The following is a 20307-nucleotide window of genomic DNA, read 5'->3' on the forward strand; positions in this document are numbered from 1 at the left end:
AGAAAAACTGAAACACTATGTCTAAATTTGCAAAGAAAAAAGATGGTGAAGTACCTGCGGTCTCAACCGCATCGCTTCCTGACATTGTATTTATGCTTTTGTTTTTCTTTATGACGGTAACGGTTATGAAGGATAGTTCCCTAAAGGTCGAGAATGTGTTACCCAATGCCAATGAGGTCAAGAAATTGGAGAAAAAGGATAGGGTAATTTACATATACGTAGGTAAGCCAACCAGGGAGTACGAAAAGGTATATGGAACGGAGCCTCAAATACAATTGAATGATAAGTTTGCCAAGCCATCGGAGGTAGGTGACTATATCTTAATGGAAAGAGCCAAGAAACCTCAAGAATTACAGAACGTATTGACCACTGCTTTAAAAGTTGATAAAAATGCCAATATGGGTCTTATATCAGACATTAAGCAAGAGTTACGTAAAGTGAATGCATTAAAAGTAAACTATACAACGTATGAAGGGGACGCCTTTAGGAACCTTCAATAGTTTGTAATTTTTCAAACTTATAGAAAGCGCTTCAAATTTTTTTTGAAGCGTTTTTTATTCGTATCAACAAAGATATTAATACCTTAAGGCACGAGCAACTTGCAAAAAGCAGCTTCTTTGTTACAATCTTAATTCTCATTTAAAGTATTTTTCGTGAATAATTTTGGAGTATGAGGCTTTTCATATTTGTGTTGACTTTCATTTTTGGCTTGGCATGTTTTGCCCAAGACACCTCTTCTGAATGCAAGGAGCGGTACTATGAAGATCAATTTTATATGGGTATTACGTACAACTTTATTCGGAATCGACCGCAGGGCTTTAATCAAAGAAACCTATCCTATGGACTCCAAGGTGGTATTATAAAGGACGTGCCATTAAATGAAAGAGGAACGAAAGCGCTTGGAATCGGCTTAGGTTTTGCCTTGAACACCTATTACTCCAATTTAGTGGTTTCAGAGCTTCTTGACGGCTTTTCCTATAATTTTGGAGGTACTATCCCGGGTTTTAAAAGAAGTAAGGTGGAGACGCATTTAATTGAGTTTCCTTTGGAGTTTAGATGGCGCAATTCCACACTGGAGGATTACAAATTTTGGAGAATATATGCAGGAGTGAAATTTGGATACGTGGTTGGGGCCAGGTCTAAATTGGTAACTTCCGACTATAGGGATGGCTTTTTCAATACAGATGTAAATAGTTTTCAATACGGACCAACTTTTAATGTTGGTTATAATACCTTCAATGTCCACATTTATTATTCGTTGACAGAATTATTGGGGGATAACGCAATTCTAAATAATGAGTCAATTGATATTAAGCCATTAAGGATCGGTTTAGTTTTCTACATTCTATAACCAAAACTTTACCGTAAGAAGTTGGGACAAAAGTCCGATCAACAAACCTACAATAATTTCTAGTTTTGAATGTGCCTTAAGGTACAACCTAGCGGAAACAACAATACCTGTCATCAAGGTCATGAAGCCAATGGCGATAATGATGTTTATCTCAAAATGGATGCTAAGGTTGATTAGGTACATGAGTATACCCGTAATCCCAACCGCATGTAAACTAGTCTTAAAATTGAAATAAATCAGCAATAAGCATGCAAATGAGGCTCCCATGAGTCCCACGAAGTAATAGTACAGTTCCGCGATGTAGTTGTTGGGGATTACCTTGAACAATATCAATCCTAGTAAGATGATATGTATGAATAAAGGGTACCTTCTTTCGTTGACAGAGTTTAAAAAAATGGAATTGGTTACCCCCAGGTTTTTTAGGATTAAAAAGGTTATTATTGGGATAATAACCGTTAGGATAAATATGGGCAGGATATTGCCGCTTTGTATTTCTAGGGGACTGTACTTTGGGGTGGTCAAGAAATAGGCTGCAGTACCCGCAATCGGTACAAAAATTGGATGAAAAATATAGGATATTGTATGAAAGAAAAGTTTCATCAAATTTCCTTTCTCAATCTGGCAACCGGAATATCCAATTGTTCTCTATATTTTGCAACCGTCCTCCGGGCAATAGGATATCCTTTTTCCTTTAGGATAGCCGCAAGTTTGTCATCCGTCAGAGGTTTTCTTTTTTCCTCATTTTTGATGACCGTTTCCAATATTTTTTTGATTTCCTTGGTAGAAACGTCTTCCCCCTGATCATTTTTCATGGATTCTGAAAAGTATTCCTTGATCAATTTTGTTCCATAGGGGGTGTCTACGTACTTGCTATTGGCCACCCTGGAGACGGTACTCACGTCCATATCTATTTCATCGGCAATATCCTTTAGGATCATAGGGCGCAGGTTTCGCTCGTCCCCAGTTAGGAAATACTCCTTTTGATACTGCATAATGGCGTTCATGGTAATGAACAAGGTCTGTTGGCGCTGTCTGATAGCATCTATGAACCATTTGGCGGCATCCAATTTTTGTTTGATAAAAAGGACCGTATCCTTTTGGGATTTGGTTTTGTCCTTGGATTCCTTGTAGCCTTTGAGCATGTTGCTGTACTCCTTGGATACGTGCAATTCCGGTGCGTTACGTCCATTAAGACTAAGTTCGAGCTCCCCTTCCACTATGCGGATGGAAAAATCTGGCACTACATGTTCTATGATTCTAGTATTACCAGAATAGGATCCACCCGGTTTTGGGTTCAATTTTTCTATTTCAGAGATAGCATCCTTTAATTCTTCTTCGGTAACATTGTGCTTTTGGATAAGCTTTTTATAATGTTTTTTGGTGAATTGATCAAATGACTTTTTAAGAATGGCCTTTGCCAACTCGATACTTGGGGTAAGCTCTTTCCGTTCCAATTGAATAATAAGGCATTCTTCCAAAGACCTGGCCGCTACCCCGGGAGGATCCAATTCCTGTACAATGGACAACACTTTTTTTATCGTTACCTCGTCCGTAAAGACATTTTGGGTAAATGCAAGATCATCCAAAATATCCGAAATTGGTCTTCTAATGTACCCGCTTTCATCCACACTGCCCACTAGAAATTCGGCAATTGCCCATTCCTCATCGTTCAGGTATACCGTATTCAGTTGATTGATTAAATATTGATTGAACGTTGTTCCTGCAGCATAGGGAACGCTCTTTTCATCATCGTCAGCACTATAATTATTGGATTGTGTCCTATAATCCGGGACTTCATCATCACTAAGATAGTCGTCTATGTTGATATCATCGGCAGCTATGGTCTCGCTATCGGATTCGTTCTCGTACATATCGTCATAATCATCCGTAGCAGTGTCCAGATCTTCCTTACCGCTTTCCAATGCGGGATTCTCCTCCAGCTCCTGTTTTAAGCGTTGCTCGAACGCCTGTGTGGGTAGCTGAATCAACTTCATCAACTGAATCTGTTGAGGAGACAACTTTTGGGAAAGCTTAAACTGTAAGTGCTGTTTTAACATCTCTTTTATTCACTATCTATAAAAATAACCAAATACGCTTAGAATTCGGCATTCTGTGGCGTTCTTGGGAATGGAATGACATCCCTTATGTTACCCATTCCCGTTGCAAATAACACCAAACGTTCAAACCCCAAGCCAAAACCGCTATGAACCGCGGTACCGAATTTTCGTAAATCCAGATACCACCAAAGTTCTTCCTCGGGGATATCCAAGGCGGCCATTTTCTGCTTAAGAACATCCAAGCGCTCCTCCCTTTGCGAACCGCCAACGATTTCCCCAATACCGGGAAAAAGGATATCCATGGCCCTAACGGTCTTCCCGTCCTCGTTTAAACGCATATAAAAGGCCTTTATTTTTGCCGGATAATCAAAAAGGATGACAGGGCATTTAAAGTGTTTTTCAACTAGATAGCGCTCATGCTCGCTTTGTAGGTCAGCTCCCCATGCATCGATTAAATATTGGAATTTCTTCTTTTTGTTGGGACTGCTATTCCTTAAGATTTCGATGGCTTCCGTATAGGTAACACGTTTAAAATTGTTGTCCGTAATAAACTTCAATTTTTCGATCAGGGCCATTTCACTACGTTCCGCCTGTGGTTTTGTTTTCTCTTCATCCAGCAATCGGGTTTCCAGAAACTTCAGGTCCTCTTCACAATGATCTAGGACATAGCGAATAACGTATTTGATAAAATCTTCGGCCAGATCCATATTGGCATCCAGGTCATAAAAGGCCATTTCCGGTTCGATCATCCAAAATTCCGCCAGATGCCTGGAGGTGTTCGAATTTTCTGCTCTAAAAGTAGGTCCAAAGGTGTACACCTTGCCCAATGCCATAGCGTAAGCTTCGGCCTCCAATTGCCCTGAAACTGTGAGATTGGTTTCCTTTCCGAAGAAATCTTCCTTAAAGTCGACCGTTCCATCTTCTTTTAATGGGGGGTTCTTTTCGTCCAATGTGGTTACCCGGAACATCTCGCCGGCACCCTCGGCATCTGAGCCGGTAATAATCGGTGCATGAAAATAATAAAATCCATTATCCCTAAAATACTGGTGGATTGCGAAGGCTAGGGCAGAACGTACGCGCATCACCGCGCTGAACGTGTTGGTGCGAACCCTTAGATGTGCCTTCTCCCGTAAAAATTCCAAAGAGTGCTTTTTGGGCTGAATGGGATAAATCTCCGGATCGGCACCTCCATGAACGAAGATATCCCTTACCTGGATCTCAACACTTTGTCCCTTACCCTGACTTTCAATCAAGGTCCCTGTAATCTTTAGGGCGGCACCGGTATTTATTTGCTTTAATATGGCATCATCGAACTTTTCAAAATCCACAACACATTGAATATTATGGAGTGTGGAACCATCATTTAGGGCGATAAACCGATTGCTTCTAAAAGTTCGTACCCATCCGTTCACCGTAATTTCCTGTAATAATTGCTTTCCTGTTAAGAGTTCTTTGATGCTTACTGAGCGCATTTTAAATCGATTGAAAATTAAAAGCCAAAGATAGGTTTTTGGCCCAAAAGAATGAATGAATAAGGATTGGTTTTAGCGGTACCTAATCGTTTTCCTCGTCCTGTGGCAGTATATCTATTTGCGGTTCCTTAAGGGTTTTCTTGTTGGCGATGCTTTTCTCTAGGGAGAGCAGTAAGGAAGGTAGCAAAATCAAGTTGGCCAACATGGCGAACAATAAGGTGGCGGAAACAAGAGCCCCCAAAGCGACCGTTCCCCCAAAATTGGAGATGATGAACACTGAAAATCCAAAGAAAAGTACAATGGATGTGTAGAACATACTAACACCTGTTTCGCGTAAGGCCGCGTACACGGATTTTTTGATCTGCCATTTTTTAGACTCCAATTCCTGTCTATACTTGGCCAAGAAGTGTATGGTATCGTCTACGGAAATACCAAAGGCTATACTGAATACCAAAATGGTTGAAGGTTTAATAGGTACACCAATGAATCCCATGATGCCCGCGGTAACGATCAAGGGCAACAAATTGGATATGAGTGATATTACGATCATCCTAAAGGACCGGAATAGATAGGCCATAAAGAGGGCAATTAATCCAATGGCCAGCGCAAGTGACATTACCAAGTTTTTAACGAGGTACTTGGTTCCCTTCAAAAATAGGAGGGCACTACCGGTCATGTAGACGGAATAACGTTCTTCGGGAAATATTTTAGTGATATTCTCCAAAAGACGTTCCTCGATCTGTTCCATGCGGCTAGTCTTTACATCGCGCATGTAGGTAGTCATACGGGCCACTTGTCCTGTGCTGTCCACAAAACTATCCAGCAGATTGCTCTCATCCGATGATTTCCGGGCCACATCCATGATAAAGGTATTTTCCTGGCTGGTGGGTAATTGATAATACTTTGGGATTCCGTTGTAAAATGCCTGTTTGGAGTACTTCACCAGATTCACTACGGATAGGGATGGTGAAAGTTCCGGGATTTCGGCAATCACTTCACCAAATTGGTCCATTCTTCGTAGGGTGGCCGGCTTCATGACGCCTTTGGGATTCTTCGTGTCCACCACAATTTCAACAGGCATGATACCATCAAACTCATTTTCAAAAAAGCGTATATCCTTAAAAAATTCGGCCTTTTTGGGCATATCCTCAATGGGGCTTCCTGAAATATTTATTTGATAAATTCCGATGATGCTCACCACCAACAAGCAAATGGAAATGATATAAACGGCGATTCTTCTGTTACGGACGATATTTTCCATCCAATTTACGAAGGCATCTATCCATCTTTTGTTCAGGTGTTTTAAGTGCCTGGTTTTTGGAAGGGACAGAAAACTATAAACGATGGGTATAATCAAAAGTGACAATATGAAAATCCCGATAATATTGATGGAGGCCACAATACCAAATTCCTTCAGTAACTTACTATCGGTTATGATGAAGGTGGCAAAACCCGATGCCGTCGTAATATTGGTCATAAGGGTGGCATTTCCAATCTTGGAAATTACCCGTTGTAATGATAAAGCCTGATTTCCATGTTTTTTGACTTCCTGTTGATATTTATTTATCAGGAAAATACAATTGGGGATGCCAATTACGATGATCAAGGGAGGAATCAATGCCGTAAGAACGGTTATCTCATATTGTAAAAGGCCTAATACCCCAAAGGCCCACATCACCCCAATTATAACAACACACATTGAAATGAAGGTAGCCCTGAAACTTCTAAAGAAAAAGAAGAAGATGAGTGAGGTCACCCCAAGCGCGGCCAAGATAAACTTGCCAATTTCGTCTATGATATTCTGGGAATTCATCGTACGCACGTAGGGCATTCCAGAGATACGAACGTCCAAGTTGGTATCTTCCTCAAAGGTTTCGATCAGTCGGCTCAGGTCTTGTAAAATAAAATCCTTTCGGACACTGGTATTCACAATATCCTTGTCCAGATACATAACTGTTCTTATGGTGCCGGATTCTTTGTTGTAGATCAGGTTTTCGTAGAAAGGAAGTTCGTTGAAAAGGTGCTGGGTGATACGATTGACCTCAGCCCTGGAATCCGGGGTTTCCTCGATCAAAGGGCGCATCACGAATTTCTGTTCAACGGTATCCTTGACAAGTTCTTTCAGGTTATCCGTAGAAAGGACAAAATCGACTTCGGGGAAAGCCTCCAATTGCTTGCTCAGTTTGTTCCACCGATTGAAATTTTGCGGAGTGAACAAGGCGGAATCCCTGATGGCGAACACTACGGCGTTGCCTTCCTCGCCAAACTGATCCAGAAACTCCTGGTATTCCAAATTTATGGGGTGGTCGTCCGGAAGAAGATTGGCCTGGGAATTGGAAAAACGCATGTTTTCCCATTGTATGGCGAGAAATATGGTAATTCCAGCAACCAAACATAAAATAAGAATCCTATTCCTCAGTATTATCCTGGCCGTTTTTGGCCAAAACCCTTTGGTAAGTTTAGCAACCATACTTGTTTTTAGGCGATTGCAAAGGTAACCATTGTGGTTAATTGAACCTAAAAAGTATTGGAAGAATATAAATACGAAAGAGAGCGGACCACTGGTCCGCTCTCTTTGCTTCATACTATTAAAAATAGATTAATAACTGGATTCTTAATCAATTCTTTTTGTAGCGGCATTTAACTTACCATAAAAAATCCCTCGATGAAAGCAGGTTTAATTAAACCTTCATTATCTCGGCCTCTTTTGCGCTCAGAAAATCGTCGATTTTCTTAACGTATTTGTCCGTTAGTTCCTGCACATCTGCGGTAGCGTTTTTTTCAAGGTCTTCGGAAACGTCCAAATCCTTGATTTCCTTATTCGCATCCTGCCTGGCACTTCGTACGCCTACTTTTGCGTGTTCTGCTTCGGCCTTTGCCTGTTTGGTCAATTGGACCCTGCGTTCCTCAGTAAGTGGGGGCACGTTGATTATGATAAGGTCGCCATTGTTCATAGGGTTGAAGCCAAGGTTGGCGTTCATAATCGCCTTTTCTATTTCGGGTAGCATTCCTTTTTCCCAAGGTTGTACGGAAATCGTCCTACCATCCGGTGTATTGATGTTGGCTACCTGGGACAATGGTGTTTGTGATCCATAATACTCTACCAATACGGAAGATAGCATCGCAGGACTGGCCTTTCCTGCCCTGATTTTAACAAAAGCCCTCTCCAAATGGGCCACTGCGGCATCCATACTTTCCTTGGCTGAGTCCAAAACAAATTGTATTTCTTCGTTCATATCAAAATTTTGTATTCAAAAGCACAAATTATACCAAAATTACATGTTCACGGTAGTTCCTACCGCTTCACCATCTACAATTTTCAATAGGTTTCCTTTTTTGTTCATATCGAACACAACAATGGGAAGTTCGTTTTCCTGACTTAGGGTAAAAGCAGTGGTATCCATAACCTTTAGTCCTTTTTGAAGAACGTCCTTAAACGAGATGGTATCAAATTTGGTGGCATTTTTATCCTTTTCTGGGTCTGAGGTATAGATTCCGTCCACCCTGGTTCCTTTTAAAATGACATCGGCTTCAATTTCAATGGCCCGTAAAACAGCCGCGGAATCCGTTGTGAAATATGGGTTTCCTGTTCCGCCCCCAAAGATAACGACGCGTCCCTTTTCCAAATGACGCATCGCCCTTCTTCGTATAAAAGGTTCTGCGACCTCGTTGATTTTAATGGCAGATTGTAATCGGGTCTGAACATTCTTCATTTCCAAGGCACTTTGTAATGCCAAACCGTTGATAACTGTGGCCAGCATACCCATATGGTCACCTTGTACCCTGTCCATTCCGGTAGCGGCTCCGGCCAGCCCTCTAAAGATGTTGCCCCCGCCAATAACAATGGCCACTTCGATACCTTTATCCACTACTTTTTTAATCTCTTCGGCATATTCATCCAATCTTTTGGCATCTATACCATACTGTTTTTCGCCCATTAGGGCTTCACCGCTAAGTTTTAAAAGTATCCTTTTGTATTGCATTGTTTGATTTGTTTCAGAGCAAAAATAATGAAAAAAATCTATGGTGGACATGGTGATAACGGGGCCCCTAAAACATAATTATTTACTAATCGAAACGGCTATCATTGGTATTTTTAATATCCTTGCAGGAGGATTTGATTTTTTGACTAATAATTTGTTTTAATGATAGAAAGAATGAAAAAAGTATTCTTTTATGTAATTGCAATAGCCTTTCTTTATGGTTGTGGTGCTGGTAAAAACTTAACGACCATTGATAAGGGGCCTGTCCAGGTCTTCATTGATTTGGTCAACGTTACCAATGATCAAGTGAAAGTAATAGTGGATCCCGGTGCCTTTACGGTAGGTCAAATATCTTTTAGAATTCCTAAAACGGTTCCTGGTACCTACAGTGCCGATGATTACGGACAATATATAGAAGGTCTTGTTGCGTATGATTACTCAGGGAATCCTATGCAGGTATCAAAATTAGATGTAAACACGTGGAACATTTCCAACGCCACGATGTTGGACAAGATATCTTATTTTGTAAACGATACCTATGATACCGAAAACGAAGTGGAGGATGCCGTTTTCTCGCCGGCTGGAACGAACATAGAAAAGGACTCCAATTATATGCTGAATTTGCATGGATTCGTAGGTTATTTTGATGGATATAAGGAAATACCCTACCGATTAATCATCGAAAAACCTTCCGGTTTGGAAGCGGCTACTTCCTTGAACCAAGTTGTATTGGACGATGCTATCGAAAATGGGGATGTATTTATGGCAAATAGGTATTTTGAAATTATTGATAACCCAATTTTCTACACCAAACCGGATAAGGAGACATTCAAGGTAGGTGGGATTGAAGTTACTTTAAGTATATTTTCGCCAACGGGAGCCTACCGAGCTAGTGATTTACGGAATCGAATGGAGGGCATGATGAGCGCACAAAAGGCATTTTTGGGAGATATTGATGCTACAAAAAGATATAATATTTTATTGTACCTGTCTACTATGGAGGATACGGATGCCAGGGGCTTCGGTGCCTTGGAACACCATACGTCTACTGTCGTGGTGTTACCTGAGGCGATACCTCAGGACAGATTGGAACAGGCCATGGTAGATGTGGTTTCCCATGAATTCTTTCACATTGTGACACCACTTTCCGTGCATTCCAATGAGATTCATTACTTCGACTACAATGACCCTAAAATGTCGCAACATTTATGGATGTACGAAGGAACTACAGAATATTTTGCCAACCTGTTTCAGGTGCATGAGGGGCTAATAGAAGAAGCGGAATTTTATGAAAGGATGCGCACTAAAATGGATAATGCAAAAGGCTATGATGATGCCATGTCCTTTACCACCATGAGCATGAATATCTTGGAAGCACCCTACGAAAGTAACTACGCGAATGTCTATGAAAAGGGAGCATTGATCAATATGGCTTTGGACATTTTAATCCGTGAAAAAAGTAATGGGGAAAAGGGAGTGCTTTGGTTGATGAAGGAACTTTCAAACAAGTATGGGGTAGATGCCCCTTTTGAGGACGACAAACTTATTGATGAGATTGTATCTATAACATACCCCGAAGTACGGGATTTTTTCAATAAGCACGTAATAGGGAACACACCCATAGATTATTCCATATACCTTGCTAAAATGGGATTGACCCTAAACGAAGTAGAGGAGCAATCAGGTTATTTTTTGCAAGGTGAAATACCTTATATCGATGTGGATCAATCCAATAATGACGCTATTTTCGTTCGAAAGGGAATCGAGTTAAATTCTTTCTTCAAAGGTTTGGGCGTTCAAGGAGGGGATGTTATCAAAAGCATTAACGGAACGGCCATAAACCTAGAGTCGATCAGACCAATTATAGGACAGAGTTTTGGATGGGGTCCTGATACGATGATAAAATTGGAATTGGAAAGGGATGGAGAAGTCGTAACGGTAGAAGGTGCCGTTGGAACCCCTACGATAGTTTTGAATAAGATTACCCCTATTGAAGATGTTTCAGATGAAATCAAAGCACTTAGAAACGCTTGGCTAAAAGGGTAGTGTCTGAAAAATTATGCAATAAAAAAATGCCGGACCAATGTCCGGCATTTTTTATTATTAGAGGGAATCGATGCTTATCCTAGCGCAACTCGCTTAAATCCGGTTACTTCTAAATTTGAATCTACCGATTTTACATACTGGGCAACACTTTGCTTGCTGTCCTTGATGAAATCCTGGTTCACCAAGGTGTTATCCTTGAAGAACCTGTTCAATTTTCCTTTTGCGATGTTGTCCAACATAGCTTCAGGCTTACCTTCTTGACGAAGTTGGTCCTTTGCGATTTCTATTTCTTTGTCGATAATGGACTGATCAACACCTGCCTCGTTCAATGCAACAGGGTTCATTGCCGCTGCCTGCATGGACACATCCTTGGCAACAACGTCTGCACCTTCTACTGCCGCTGAAAGACCTGTTAGGACGGCAATCTTGTTACCGGCATGTATGTATGATCCAACAAAAGGAGCGCTTAACCTTTCAAAACCTCCTATTTCGATTTTTTCGCCAATGACGCCAGTTTGCTCTGTCAATTTATCCTGAACGGTCATTCCTTTAAAGTCCGCAGCTAAGAAAGCTTCTTTGGTATCATAGCTTATAGCCAAATCAGCTAATTCGTTGGCCAAAGTAACGAAGGAATCATTTTTGGCCACAAAGTCGGTTTCACAGTTAAGCGATATGATTACACCGCTTGTGTTGTCATCGTTTACTTTGGCGATGGCGGCACCCTCTGAGGAATCCCTGTCGGCTCTATTTGCAGCGACTTTTTGTCCCTTTTTACGAAGAATTTCGATGGCTTTGTCAAAATCACCTTCGGCTTCAACCAAGGCTTTTTTGCAGTCCATCATACCAGCACCTGTTGTTTGTCTTAATCTGTTTACTTCTGCGGCTGTAATCTTTGCCATTTTCTATGTTTTTTGTTCCCTTTAAAGGGAGGTTTAATTATCAATTATTTATAAGAGTGCCTTTATTCAATACCACCTTTAACACTGTCCTGCCATTCCTTAAGCTCGTCCCATTGACCGTCCGCGGCCATTTGGGCCTGCTTTGGCCATGAAGTTGGGTCTAAATGCGCCATTCTGGAACTTGCTTCTGTCAAGATTTCTTTCATTTCATCAGCATCGGCTTTGGCAACCTTTGCATATGTATCCAAACCGGAATTTATAAGAGCCTCGGCAGCTTTTGGCCCCACACCTTCAATTTTGGTAAGGTCGTCGGCCTCGGCCTTTTTATCCTTCTTCACCGCTTCCTTTGTCGCCTCAACGTCAACAGTTACGTTAGGAACCTTGTCTACAACAGGGGTTGGTTTGGTGTCCACGTTGTCTGGAGTTGGCTCTAGTTTTTCCTTAGCTTCTTTCTCTTTCTTTTTGGAGCTTTTCTCTTTCTTTTCTTCTGAACCTTCCGCTTTTTCAGATTTGCGTTCGGCTAGACCTCCGGCAACTGCGTCGGTTACCTGGGTCATAATGATTTCAATCGATTTTGAAGCATCGTCATTGGATGGAATAACGAAATCCACATCCCTGGGGTCAGAATTCGTATCGACCATGGCAAAAATTGGAATGTTCAATTTTTGGGCTTCTTTCACTGCAATGTGTTCCCTCATGGTATCCACGATGAACAACGCACCTGGTAAACGGGTCATTTCAGAAATGGAACCAAGGTTCTTTTCCAATTTAGCCCTTAAACGGTCTACTTGTAGACGCTCTTTCTTGGAAAGGGTGTTGAACGTGCCGTCTTTTTTCATCCTGTCAATGGAAGCCATTTTTTTAACGGCCTTACGGATGGTTACAAAGTTGGTCAGCATACCACCTGGCCATCTTTCAGTGATGTAGGGCATGTTTACGTTCGATGCCTTCTCTGCAACGATGTCCTTCGCCTGCTTTTTCGTAGCAACGAAAAGAATTTTCCTTCCCGATGCAGCAATTTTAGCCAAAGCCTCATTGGCTTCGTCCAATTTCGCAACAGTTTTGTAAAGATTGATTACGTGGATACCGTTACGCTCCATGTAGATGTAAGGAGCCATGTTGGGGTTCCACTTTCTGGTAAGGTGGCCAAAATGCACACCTGCTTCTAATAATTGTTTTACTTCGACTTTCGCCATTTTTAAATTTAGTTTACGTTCTTTTGAAATAGCAATGACAAAGTGGTATCCTAATTTAAAGAAGGAAGCCTTCATCATTTAGATGCTAAACTAAGTTACCTTCATTTTAAATGGAATGAAGGATTTTTAAGTGTCCGAAAAGCGGACTTTCAATGAACTTGTTAATAAAAATACCGGAATTGCACCGGCAAGATCAATATAAACAAGCATCCGCCAAATGACGGATGCTTTGAAAAAATCGTTGGATTAACGCTTGGAGAATTGGAATTTCTTACGGGCTTTCTTCTGACCGAATTTCTTCCTTTCAACCATTCTTGGATCCCTTGTCAACAAGCCTTCGGGTTTCAAGATTGCACGGTTTTCACTATCCACATCGCACATGGCTCTGGAGATTGCCAATCGAATCGCTTCGGCTTGACCGGTAATTCCTCCACCAAATACGTTTACGCGTACATCAAAGTTATCCGTAGTATCCGTAAGTGTAAAAGGTTGTTTTACCTTATACTGTAAAGTAGCGGTTGGAAAATAAACGTTTAAATCCTTGTTGTTTATGGTAATAGTTCCATTTCCTTGGGAAAGGTAAACTCTGGCAACAGCAGTTTTTCTTCTACCTATTTTGTGAATCACTTCCATTACTTAATATCTTTTAAATTAACCGCAGTTGGTTTTTGTGCTTCCTGACCATGTTGGGCACCAGCATACACCTTAAGGTTTCTGAAAAGGTCCGCGCCCAATTTGTTCTTTGGAAGCATGCCCTTAACAGCTTTCTCGATAATGGCAGTTGGGTTTTTGTCCAACAAAACCTTCGCATTTGTGAAACGCTGTCCTCCTGGATAACCCGTATACCTTTGATACGTTTTGTCTGCCCATTTATTGCCGCTTAGGGTAATTTTCTCAGCATTGATGACTACAACATTGTCACCGCAATCAACATGTGGAGTAAAACTTGGTTTATGCTTTCCTCTCAATAAATTAGCCACTTTTGAAGACAAACGACCTAACGTTTCTCCTTCGGCATCTACCAACAACCATTCTTTGTTTACGGTTGATTTGTTGGCGGATATGGTTTTATAACTTAGTGTATCCACTGCTACTGTTTTTAACTATTATTCTATTCAATCCCGTGAAATGGGCTGCAAATGTACAATTATTAAAATGAATTGCAAATACTTGTTTCTAAATATTTTCAGATTTTTCCACGACTAATTTTGGATTCGATAGGAAAGGATAAAAATAGTTGTTCCCAGTACTTGGAAGAAAATGATATTTGGCAAATTATGATAATTTAAATTTGAAAATTAAAGCGTTAAAGCTTTGTGAGGGTAACCCTGATACTTTCGCCGGAACTGAAATATTTTTGAATGGAAGACTTTAATTGTTTCCAGGAAAATATTCTATCAACTTGGACGTTCTAAACTTTGGATTACGTACTCTTGACATGATGTTATTATATGTACTTAAAGAATTAATAATCAATTAGGTGAAATTTTAGTTCAAGCAAGGTGTTAATTGGAAAAAATGAGATGGATATATTCGATTTAATTGCTTCAGGTAGAAAACGTTCCATTTAATAGCAAAACCAACGTACATAAAAAACAAAAAATAAAAGATATGTAGTAAGCTACTACAAGTCTTAATACCCACTGAGATGTCCCGATAAGCTTCACGATGGCGAAATCGAAGATCCTTGAACACCCATGCTAAACAAATGAAATGATGTGAATAATTACAACACTGTGCTGAACGTAGCCAAAGCATGATCTATGACAAACAATAAAAATAAACAAATGAAAAAGACGTATTTGACGATTCTTACAACAGCCTTTTTGGCCATTTCCTGTAGTTCCGACAAAGGGAACGGCTCAGATATTGATCCAACTGCAAATATTGTGGGTGCCTGGGAGGCGACCGAGCTTCGTGTCGATGAAAATACGGCAAGTGACAATGCCATTTTTGCCAGGGAAGCCCTTGCATACCTAACGGATCAAAACTGTACTATTATAACGTTACAGTTTAATGCCGATTTGACGGCATCGGCAACAAATTCAACCGATTATTTGGAGATTGATACAACCTCTGGTTTCGATATTCCATGCCCCACAACCTTTGAAACCGAGACAAGTACCTATACCTACGAAAATAATATGGTAAGTTTTGTGAACGTAAATGGAGAGGTAGTGGAAGTCAATGTAACCATTAACGGGGATACCATGCTGGTAGATGCCGAGGATCTCCAAATCCCGGAATTTGATGAGGAAGGACAATTGGTCTTTCAACGACGATAAATAACAAATCTCGATGCTAAAACCTTCCAAGAAATTGGGAGGTTTTTTTGTTCAGTACCAAAAGATGATACGACCATTTTAAAAATGGTCATATCATTTAAAATGGTATCTTTCCCTTCTTTGCAGTAGTGCAAAAAAAGTTTGATTTTACATTTTTATTATGATACCCATTCGGTCGCTCACATTCAAAAGCAAATTTGTCAACCGTATTTTTTTTGATTTTCTTGTGAGGCCCCTTGCCGGAATCCTGGTTTTTTCTTTTTTGCCTGTTGGGTGTGTCGATCCCGTTCCGCCGGAATTTGATTATGAGGATGGCCTTATTTTTATTGAGGGTTTTGCCAGTTCCAATGCCGGTGCTTCCTATGTTGGCATAAATGAATCTGTGACGGAATTTGGGGTTAGGGGTTTGGAATTCATAACCGGGGCTTCCGTAAATGTTGAAAACCTGGATACGGGACAAACGGTCAGTTTTATTGAATCCGAGGACGCCTACCTTTCGCCTCAGGATTTTAAGGTGGCACCTGGTGAACGTTGGAAGCTTATTGTGGTCATGCCCAATGGCACTGTGTACGAGTCGGAGCCTGAGATTGTTTTAACCCCTGTACCCATAACCGATGTTTCAATCGATTACGATCCAGAGTTGGAGTTTAGGCCCTCGGCAAACCGATTCATACCTGGGCACAAGATTTCAGTCAGTTTTGATGATCCTCCAAATTCTGAGAACAATTACTATTGGAGTTATCGCTCCTTTGAAAATTTGGACTATTGCATACGTTGTAACGAGGGTATTTATAGAGATGGAGGTTGTATCCCGTATGATTTGAGTGGTAGATTGTACAGATACTTCGACTATATCTGCGAAACGGAATGTTGGACCATTAGATATCCGGAATCTGTAAATATCTTTGATGATACATTTTCCAACGGCAAAACGGTGGCCAATTTGGAAGTGGGCTCCTTACCACTATACACTAAGGAAAACATGGTAGTAGAGGTACAACAATTCTCCTTGACCCCCGCTGCCCATAAATATTACAAGGTTTTGAAGGATATTGTGGACAATGCCTCCGGGTTTAATGCCCCGCCGCCAGCGGCCTTAATTGGTAATCTTTACAATGCTAATGATTCTCAGGAAATTGTATTGGGCAGGTTTACCGCGGCCGCTTCTTCTGTAGTCAATGTGTATGTGGAAAGGGAACTTATCAACGAAGCTGCTATTGCGACCAGACAGCCACCAGCAGTGTCCTTGGAACCTACCATAGGTTCACCCTATCCCCCTCCTGCCACCAATTTGGCCCCATGTGAAGAATCGAGATATAGAACCGCTAATGAACCGGAGGGTTGGCAGTAAAACATAGAAAATGACACTAAAAACCCAATCCGTTTTAATTGTATTAGTACTTTTTTCGGCTTTCGTATGCCGTGCCCAGGATTTCACCTTTTCCCTTATAGTGCTAAACGAAGAGACGAATCTTCCCATGGAAAACGCACAGATTTCCATAACTCCTTGTAGCTGTGGGGGTATTACCAATGAGGCCGGTAGGTTTTCAATCGATTTGCCGCGTGGGGATTATACGGCTACCGTAAATTATATAGGGTATACCAAAGAAGTTTTAAATATCGGCCTAAATCAAAGTAAGGTGATTACGGTTAAATTATGGCCACAGGAAGAAGAGCTCTCCGAGGTTGTGGTCCGTGCCAAACGTATTTTGGATAATTTGGAAACCCCACAAATGGGTGCTTTGGAACTGAATGCCCAAGAGCTTAAAAAAATACCGGCCGCGATCGGAGAGTTCGATGTGCTGCGGGGTATGACATTGTTAGCGGGCGTAAACAACGCTGGTGAACTTAGTAACGGACTATCGGTACGGGGCGGTTCCTTGGACCAAAACCTTTTACTTTATGATTATGCGCCTGTTTTTAATCCCACCCATTTATTCGGTTTGTTTTCGGTATTTACTCCAGAATCGGTTTCATCCGTAGATTTGTATCGGGCAAATATTCCTTCCCGATATGGAGGAAGAACAACTTCCGTATTGGATGTAAAGGTCAAAAATCCGTATACGAATAAATTTAAATTGAGCGGCGGAGTTGGTATCATTTCAAGTCGGTTGGCCATTGAAACTCCATTGATAAAGGATAAATTGATGATGAGCCTTGGGGGCAGGGCGGGTTTTACGGATTTCCTGTTGCCACTATTTTCTGAACGTTTAAAGAATACCAAGGCCAATTTTCAGGATGCTACCCTAAAACTATTGTATTTGCCCACGGAAAAGGACCAGATATCCTTTACGGGCTTTTTCACAAAGGATTTCTATCAGTTGGATCTGATAACCAAGATCCAAAATATCAATGCGGAAAATAACCAATTTGATTTTAGGACATTGAACGGCACCCTTAATTGGACACATAGTTTTAGCAATGACCGTATTCTTAGGACCTTGTTGGTGATGAGCGATTATAATCCCAAAACCATTTTTCCAGAACAACAGAGCGATAATGAAATAGAGTTTGACTCTGGCATTAATTATTTAAGCTTTATTTCGGAATTGACAAATACCATAAATGAAAAGATTGATTACTACGCTGGGGTCCAAATCAATAAGTACACCATTCAACCTGGCAATCTAGACCCTGGCAATGGCAATAGTATTTTGCCCGTTGATTTGGCGCAGGAGAATAGTTATGTTTTTTCGGGCTATGGAAATCTGAATTGGTTGTTGGGTGAGCGGCTTAAATTTTCCGCAGGCCTGCGTTTTAATCATTTTGTGTTTGTGGGTCCTTATACCCAGGGTTCTTTTGATGATATTACGGGAGAACTTTTGGGAACCACCTTTTTTGAGAAAGGTGCCGGTGTAAAAACGTATAACGATTTGGAGCCTCGGGTGGGACTAAACTATAAACTTGGGGAAGTAACCTCCATCAAGGCGAGTTTTGCTAGATTGAACCAATACCTACAAAATGTGTATAATTCAACGACCCCTTTGCCTACCTCACGTTGGAAGACTTCGGACCCCAATATCGTTCCCCAAAGTAGCGACGCGTATGGTTTTGGTATTTATACAGGTGTAGCGGACAATACCATTGAACTCGGTTTGGAGGGCTATTATAGGACCTCGGATAACAATCTTACCTATAAACCGGGTGCCGACTTCTTTTTGCAGGAATATTTGGAGCGGGATATCGTTCAGGCAGAAGGAAAGGCGTACGGGGTAGAATTGAGTTTTAGGAAACCCAAGGGTAAATTCAATGGATGGTTCAACTATACATGGTCCAGAAGTTTATTACGGTCCCAAAATGAACGTTTGGCGGATAGAATCAACAATAACGAATGGTTTGCATCTGATTTTGACCGACCTCATGTATTCAACGGAACGGTTAATTTTGAGGGCGATCCCTACAATACATGGAGTTTCAATTTTACCGCACAAACAGGTAGGCCCTATACGGTAGCCAACAGCGTTTTTAAAATCGAGGATTTGGACGTCCCTATATTTTTGGAAAGAAATAATGCCCGATTACGCCCGTACCACAGGCTGGATTTTTCATGGAAGGTATCTTACGGTAAAAACCCCAACCGAAAATGGAAAGGGGATTGGATTTTTACCATTTACAACGTGTATGGTAGGAGAAATCCATTTAATGTGTACTACACACAAAGACAGGGCGCCGAGGATGGTGCGGTTTTCCTGGATAGTCCATTGGGGTCTTACGAACTTTCCGTTCTGAATAGCCCCTTACTGGCACTGACCTATAATTTTGTTTTCGACTAATTATTGCTTTACGAACTTCTTCTGAACCTTTTGTTCCGATGAACGGATGGAAAGCAGGTAAATTCCGGGGTCGAGGTTTGCAACTGGAATGTTCAAGGCATTGTTCTTTATTTCCCACTGATAACTATTTAATGTATTTCCATACGTGTCCGATAGAACAATGGAAGCCTGTGGTGCGTTCTTGAGGCCGAGAATATTTACGACCGTAGTAGCGGGATTTGGGAAGATTATTATTTCCTTTTCGGCAGATGCATCGTCCACAGCCTTTTTCTGTTGTGAAAATAGCAAGGTGCTAAACAAACAAAGCGAAACAAAAATCATTCTTTTCATAGCACTGCCAACCTTTAGAAACAATACCTAGAACGCCTTATAAATTCAAAATAGTATCTTTTTAAGAGTAATTAACTTTTTGATTTGATGGCTTTTGGGATACGCCTTAATCATGAGTAGACTGCCTCGGGGTATTCAACCCTTTGGCGGTGCCAATAAAATGTTATTTTGACCTAATATCTTGTTAAAATTGGCCAATCAGGTTAATATAGCATAGAAATAGGTGAAGATTCTTGTTTTTGCCCCCAAAAACGATTCTGAATTTTGTACCGTATAATTTTAATATACAGCGTTATGAAATATAGAAGAGTATACCCAACAATTTGGCAATCGATACCATTCTCTTTGGATATGATGGATCAATGGGACAACAAAGGAAATAGGATTGAAGAATTGACCTTAATAAATGACATAGCCATTGATAGGGGCGTGTCCGAAATGTTATTGAACGTTTCCCATATCTCCGTTTTGGACAATGCGGGCAAAGAACATGAAATGCCCAATTTCAAGGGCAACAAGGCTTTGAACCTAAAGGGGATGCATACAGGTTTGTATTTAAAGACCAAGGAGGCTTTGGATCTTCCTGTTCGGAATTATAGTACATTCCGTTTCTACCTAAATGGAAAAGGAAATTATTTTATTAATAAAGAAAAGGATATGGAGGCGGTTTATGGTTTTCCGTATATGGATTTCAAAATACAAAATGGATTGGCCATCACCGGAAATGATTCCAAAAAAGTTATCCTACGATTCGATTTTGAACCATATTCCTTGGCCAGTTATTTTAAACCCCTTTTGAACCTTTTTAAAAGGTCTAAAACTATGTCCCATAAGTGGGCCAATAGTTTGAATTAAGACTTGCGCAAAAAATAAAAGTAAAGGCACCCTAGAAGGGTGCCTTTTTGTTTCTATATC

General features: G+C 40.8%; 18 protein-coding genes. 7 read left to right on the forward strand and 11 right to left on the reverse strand.

The features are described from left to right. Positions 1–17: 17 nt before the first annotated feature. Positions 18–500: an ExbD/TolR family protein gene (locus PP181_RS05205; protein WP_125221272.1), complete on the forward strand. Its 483-nt coding sequence runs from the start codon at positions 18–20 to the stop codon at positions 498–500. Between the two features lie 170 nt (positions 501–670). Further along, positions 671–1351 (forward strand): porin family protein, encoded by a 681-nt coding sequence (locus PP181_RS05210; protein ID WP_272636254.1) that lies wholly within the window; start codon positions 671–673, stop codon positions 1349–1351. On the opposite strand, the gene PP181_RS05215 is transcribed toward PP181_RS05210, so the two are convergent. The 6 genes from PP181_RS05215 to pyrH all read right to left on the reverse strand — a co-directional run bounded on the left by PP181_RS05215 (position 1346) and on the right by pyrH (position 8863). Further along, positions 1346–1951, reverse strand: coding sequence for a hypothetical protein (locus tag PP181_RS05215; RefSeq protein ID WP_272636255.1), 606 nt, complete (start codon positions 1949–1951; stop codon positions 1346–1348). The two genes, PP181_RS05210 and PP181_RS05215, sit on opposite strands and share 6 nt — an antisense overlap. Then, on the reverse strand, positions 1951–3408 hold the full coding sequence (gene rpoN / locus PP181_RS05220; protein ID WP_154917186.1) for an RNA polymerase factor sigma-54: 1458 nt from the start codon (positions 3406–3408) through the stop codon (positions 1951–1953). The genes PP181_RS05215 and rpoN overlap by 1 nt, the downstream gene beginning before the upstream one ends. Before the next feature lie 38 nt (positions 3409–3446). Continuing rightward, a complete protein-coding gene (gene asnS / locus PP181_RS05225) occupies positions 3447–4880 on the reverse strand; it encodes an asparagine--tRNA ligase (RefSeq protein WP_272636256.1) in 1434 nt (477 codons plus the stop codon). Positions 4881–4962: 82 nt separating this feature from the next. Then, on the reverse strand, positions 4963–7350 hold the full coding sequence (locus PP181_RS05230) for an efflux RND transporter permease subunit (RefSeq protein ID WP_272636257.1): 2388 nt from the start codon (positions 7348–7350) through the stop codon (positions 4963–4965). 211 nt (positions 7351–7561) lie between these two features. Beyond that, entirely contained in the window at positions 7562–8116 is a 555-nt protein-coding gene (gene frr / locus PP181_RS05235; protein ID WP_138258806.1) for a ribosome recycling factor, read from the reverse strand. Positions 8117–8155: 39 nt separating this feature from the next. Next, the gene (pyrH, locus tag PP181_RS05240; protein WP_154917183.1) at positions 8156–8863 is read right to left on the reverse strand and encodes a UMP kinase; all 708 of its coding nucleotides are present in this window, start codon (positions 8861–8863) and stop codon (positions 8156–8158) included. A 174-nt stretch (positions 8864–9037) separates the two neighbouring features. Between pyrH and PP181_RS05245 the strand changes: the two genes are divergently transcribed. Next, complete coding sequence (locus PP181_RS05245; protein ID WP_272636258.1) at positions 9038–10909, forward strand: M61 family metallopeptidase; 1872 nt, start codon at positions 9038–9040, stop codon at positions 10907–10909. Positions 10910–10983: 74 nt separating this feature from the next. Here PP181_RS05245 and tsf read toward each other — a convergent pair whose 3' ends face one another. The 4 genes from tsf to rplM form a co-directional block, all read right to left on the reverse strand. Further along, positions 10984–11808 carry a translation elongation factor Ts gene (gene tsf, locus PP181_RS05250; RefSeq protein ID WP_138258803.1) on the reverse strand — a complete coding sequence of 275 codons (825 nt, stop codon included), beginning with the start codon at positions 11806–11808 and terminating at the stop codon, positions 10984–10986. A gap of 62 nt (positions 11809–11870) precedes the next feature. Continuing rightward, on the reverse strand, positions 11871–13004 hold the full coding sequence (rpsB, locus tag PP181_RS05255; RefSeq protein WP_154917181.1) for a 30S ribosomal protein S2: 1134 nt from the start codon (positions 13002–13004) through the stop codon (positions 11871–11873). 246 nt (positions 13005–13250) lie between these two features. After that, positions 13251–13637, reverse strand: a complete 387-nt coding sequence (gene rpsI, locus PP181_RS05260; protein WP_154917180.1) for a 30S ribosomal protein S9 — start codon at positions 13635–13637, stop codon at positions 13251–13253. Next, positions 13637–14092: a 50S ribosomal protein L13 gene (rplM, locus tag PP181_RS05265; RefSeq protein ID WP_138258800.1), complete on the reverse strand. Its 456-nt coding sequence runs from the start codon at positions 14090–14092 to the stop codon at positions 13637–13639. The genes rpsI and rplM overlap by 1 nt, the downstream gene beginning before the upstream one ends. A 699-nt stretch (positions 14093–14791) precedes the next feature. On the opposite strand from rplM, the gene PP181_RS05270 reads away from it, so the two are divergent. The 3 genes from PP181_RS05270 (at position 14792) to PP181_RS05280 (ending at position 19062) form a co-directional block, all read left to right on the forward strand. After that, positions 14792–15289, forward strand: coding sequence for a lipocalin family protein (locus PP181_RS05270; protein WP_272636259.1), 498 nt, complete (start codon positions 14792–14794; stop codon positions 15287–15289). 160 nt (positions 15290–15449) lie between these two features. After that, the gene (locus PP181_RS05275) at positions 15450–16640 is read left to right on the forward strand and encodes a DUF4249 domain-containing protein (protein WP_272636260.1); all 1191 of its coding nucleotides are present in this window, start codon (positions 15450–15452) and stop codon (positions 16638–16640) included. A gap of 10 nt (positions 16641–16650) precedes the next feature. After that, complete coding sequence (locus PP181_RS05280; RefSeq protein ID WP_272636261.1) at positions 16651–19062, forward strand: TonB-dependent receptor; 2412 nt, start codon at positions 16651–16653, stop codon at positions 19060–19062. Here PP181_RS05280 and PP181_RS05285 read toward each other — a convergent pair whose 3' ends face one another. Beyond that, the gene (locus tag PP181_RS05285; RefSeq protein ID WP_154917176.1) at positions 19063–19392 is read right to left on the reverse strand and encodes a T9SS type A sorting domain-containing protein; all 330 of its coding nucleotides are present in this window, start codon (positions 19390–19392) and stop codon (positions 19063–19065) included. Between the two features lie 294 nt (positions 19393–19686). Between PP181_RS05285 and PP181_RS05290 the strand changes: the two genes are divergently transcribed. Next, positions 19687–20247, forward strand: a complete 561-nt coding sequence (locus tag PP181_RS05290; RefSeq protein ID WP_154917175.1) for a hypothetical protein — start codon at positions 19687–19689, stop codon at positions 20245–20247. The last annotated feature ends 60 nt before the right edge of the window (positions 20248–20307 follow it).

Origin of the sequence: Maribacter sp. PR66 (assembly GCF_028464205.1) — a bacterium.
In the GTDB taxonomy this organism is placed as follows: Bacteria; Bacteroidota; Bacteroidia; order Flavobacteriales; family Flavobacteriaceae; genus Maribacter; species Maribacter flavus.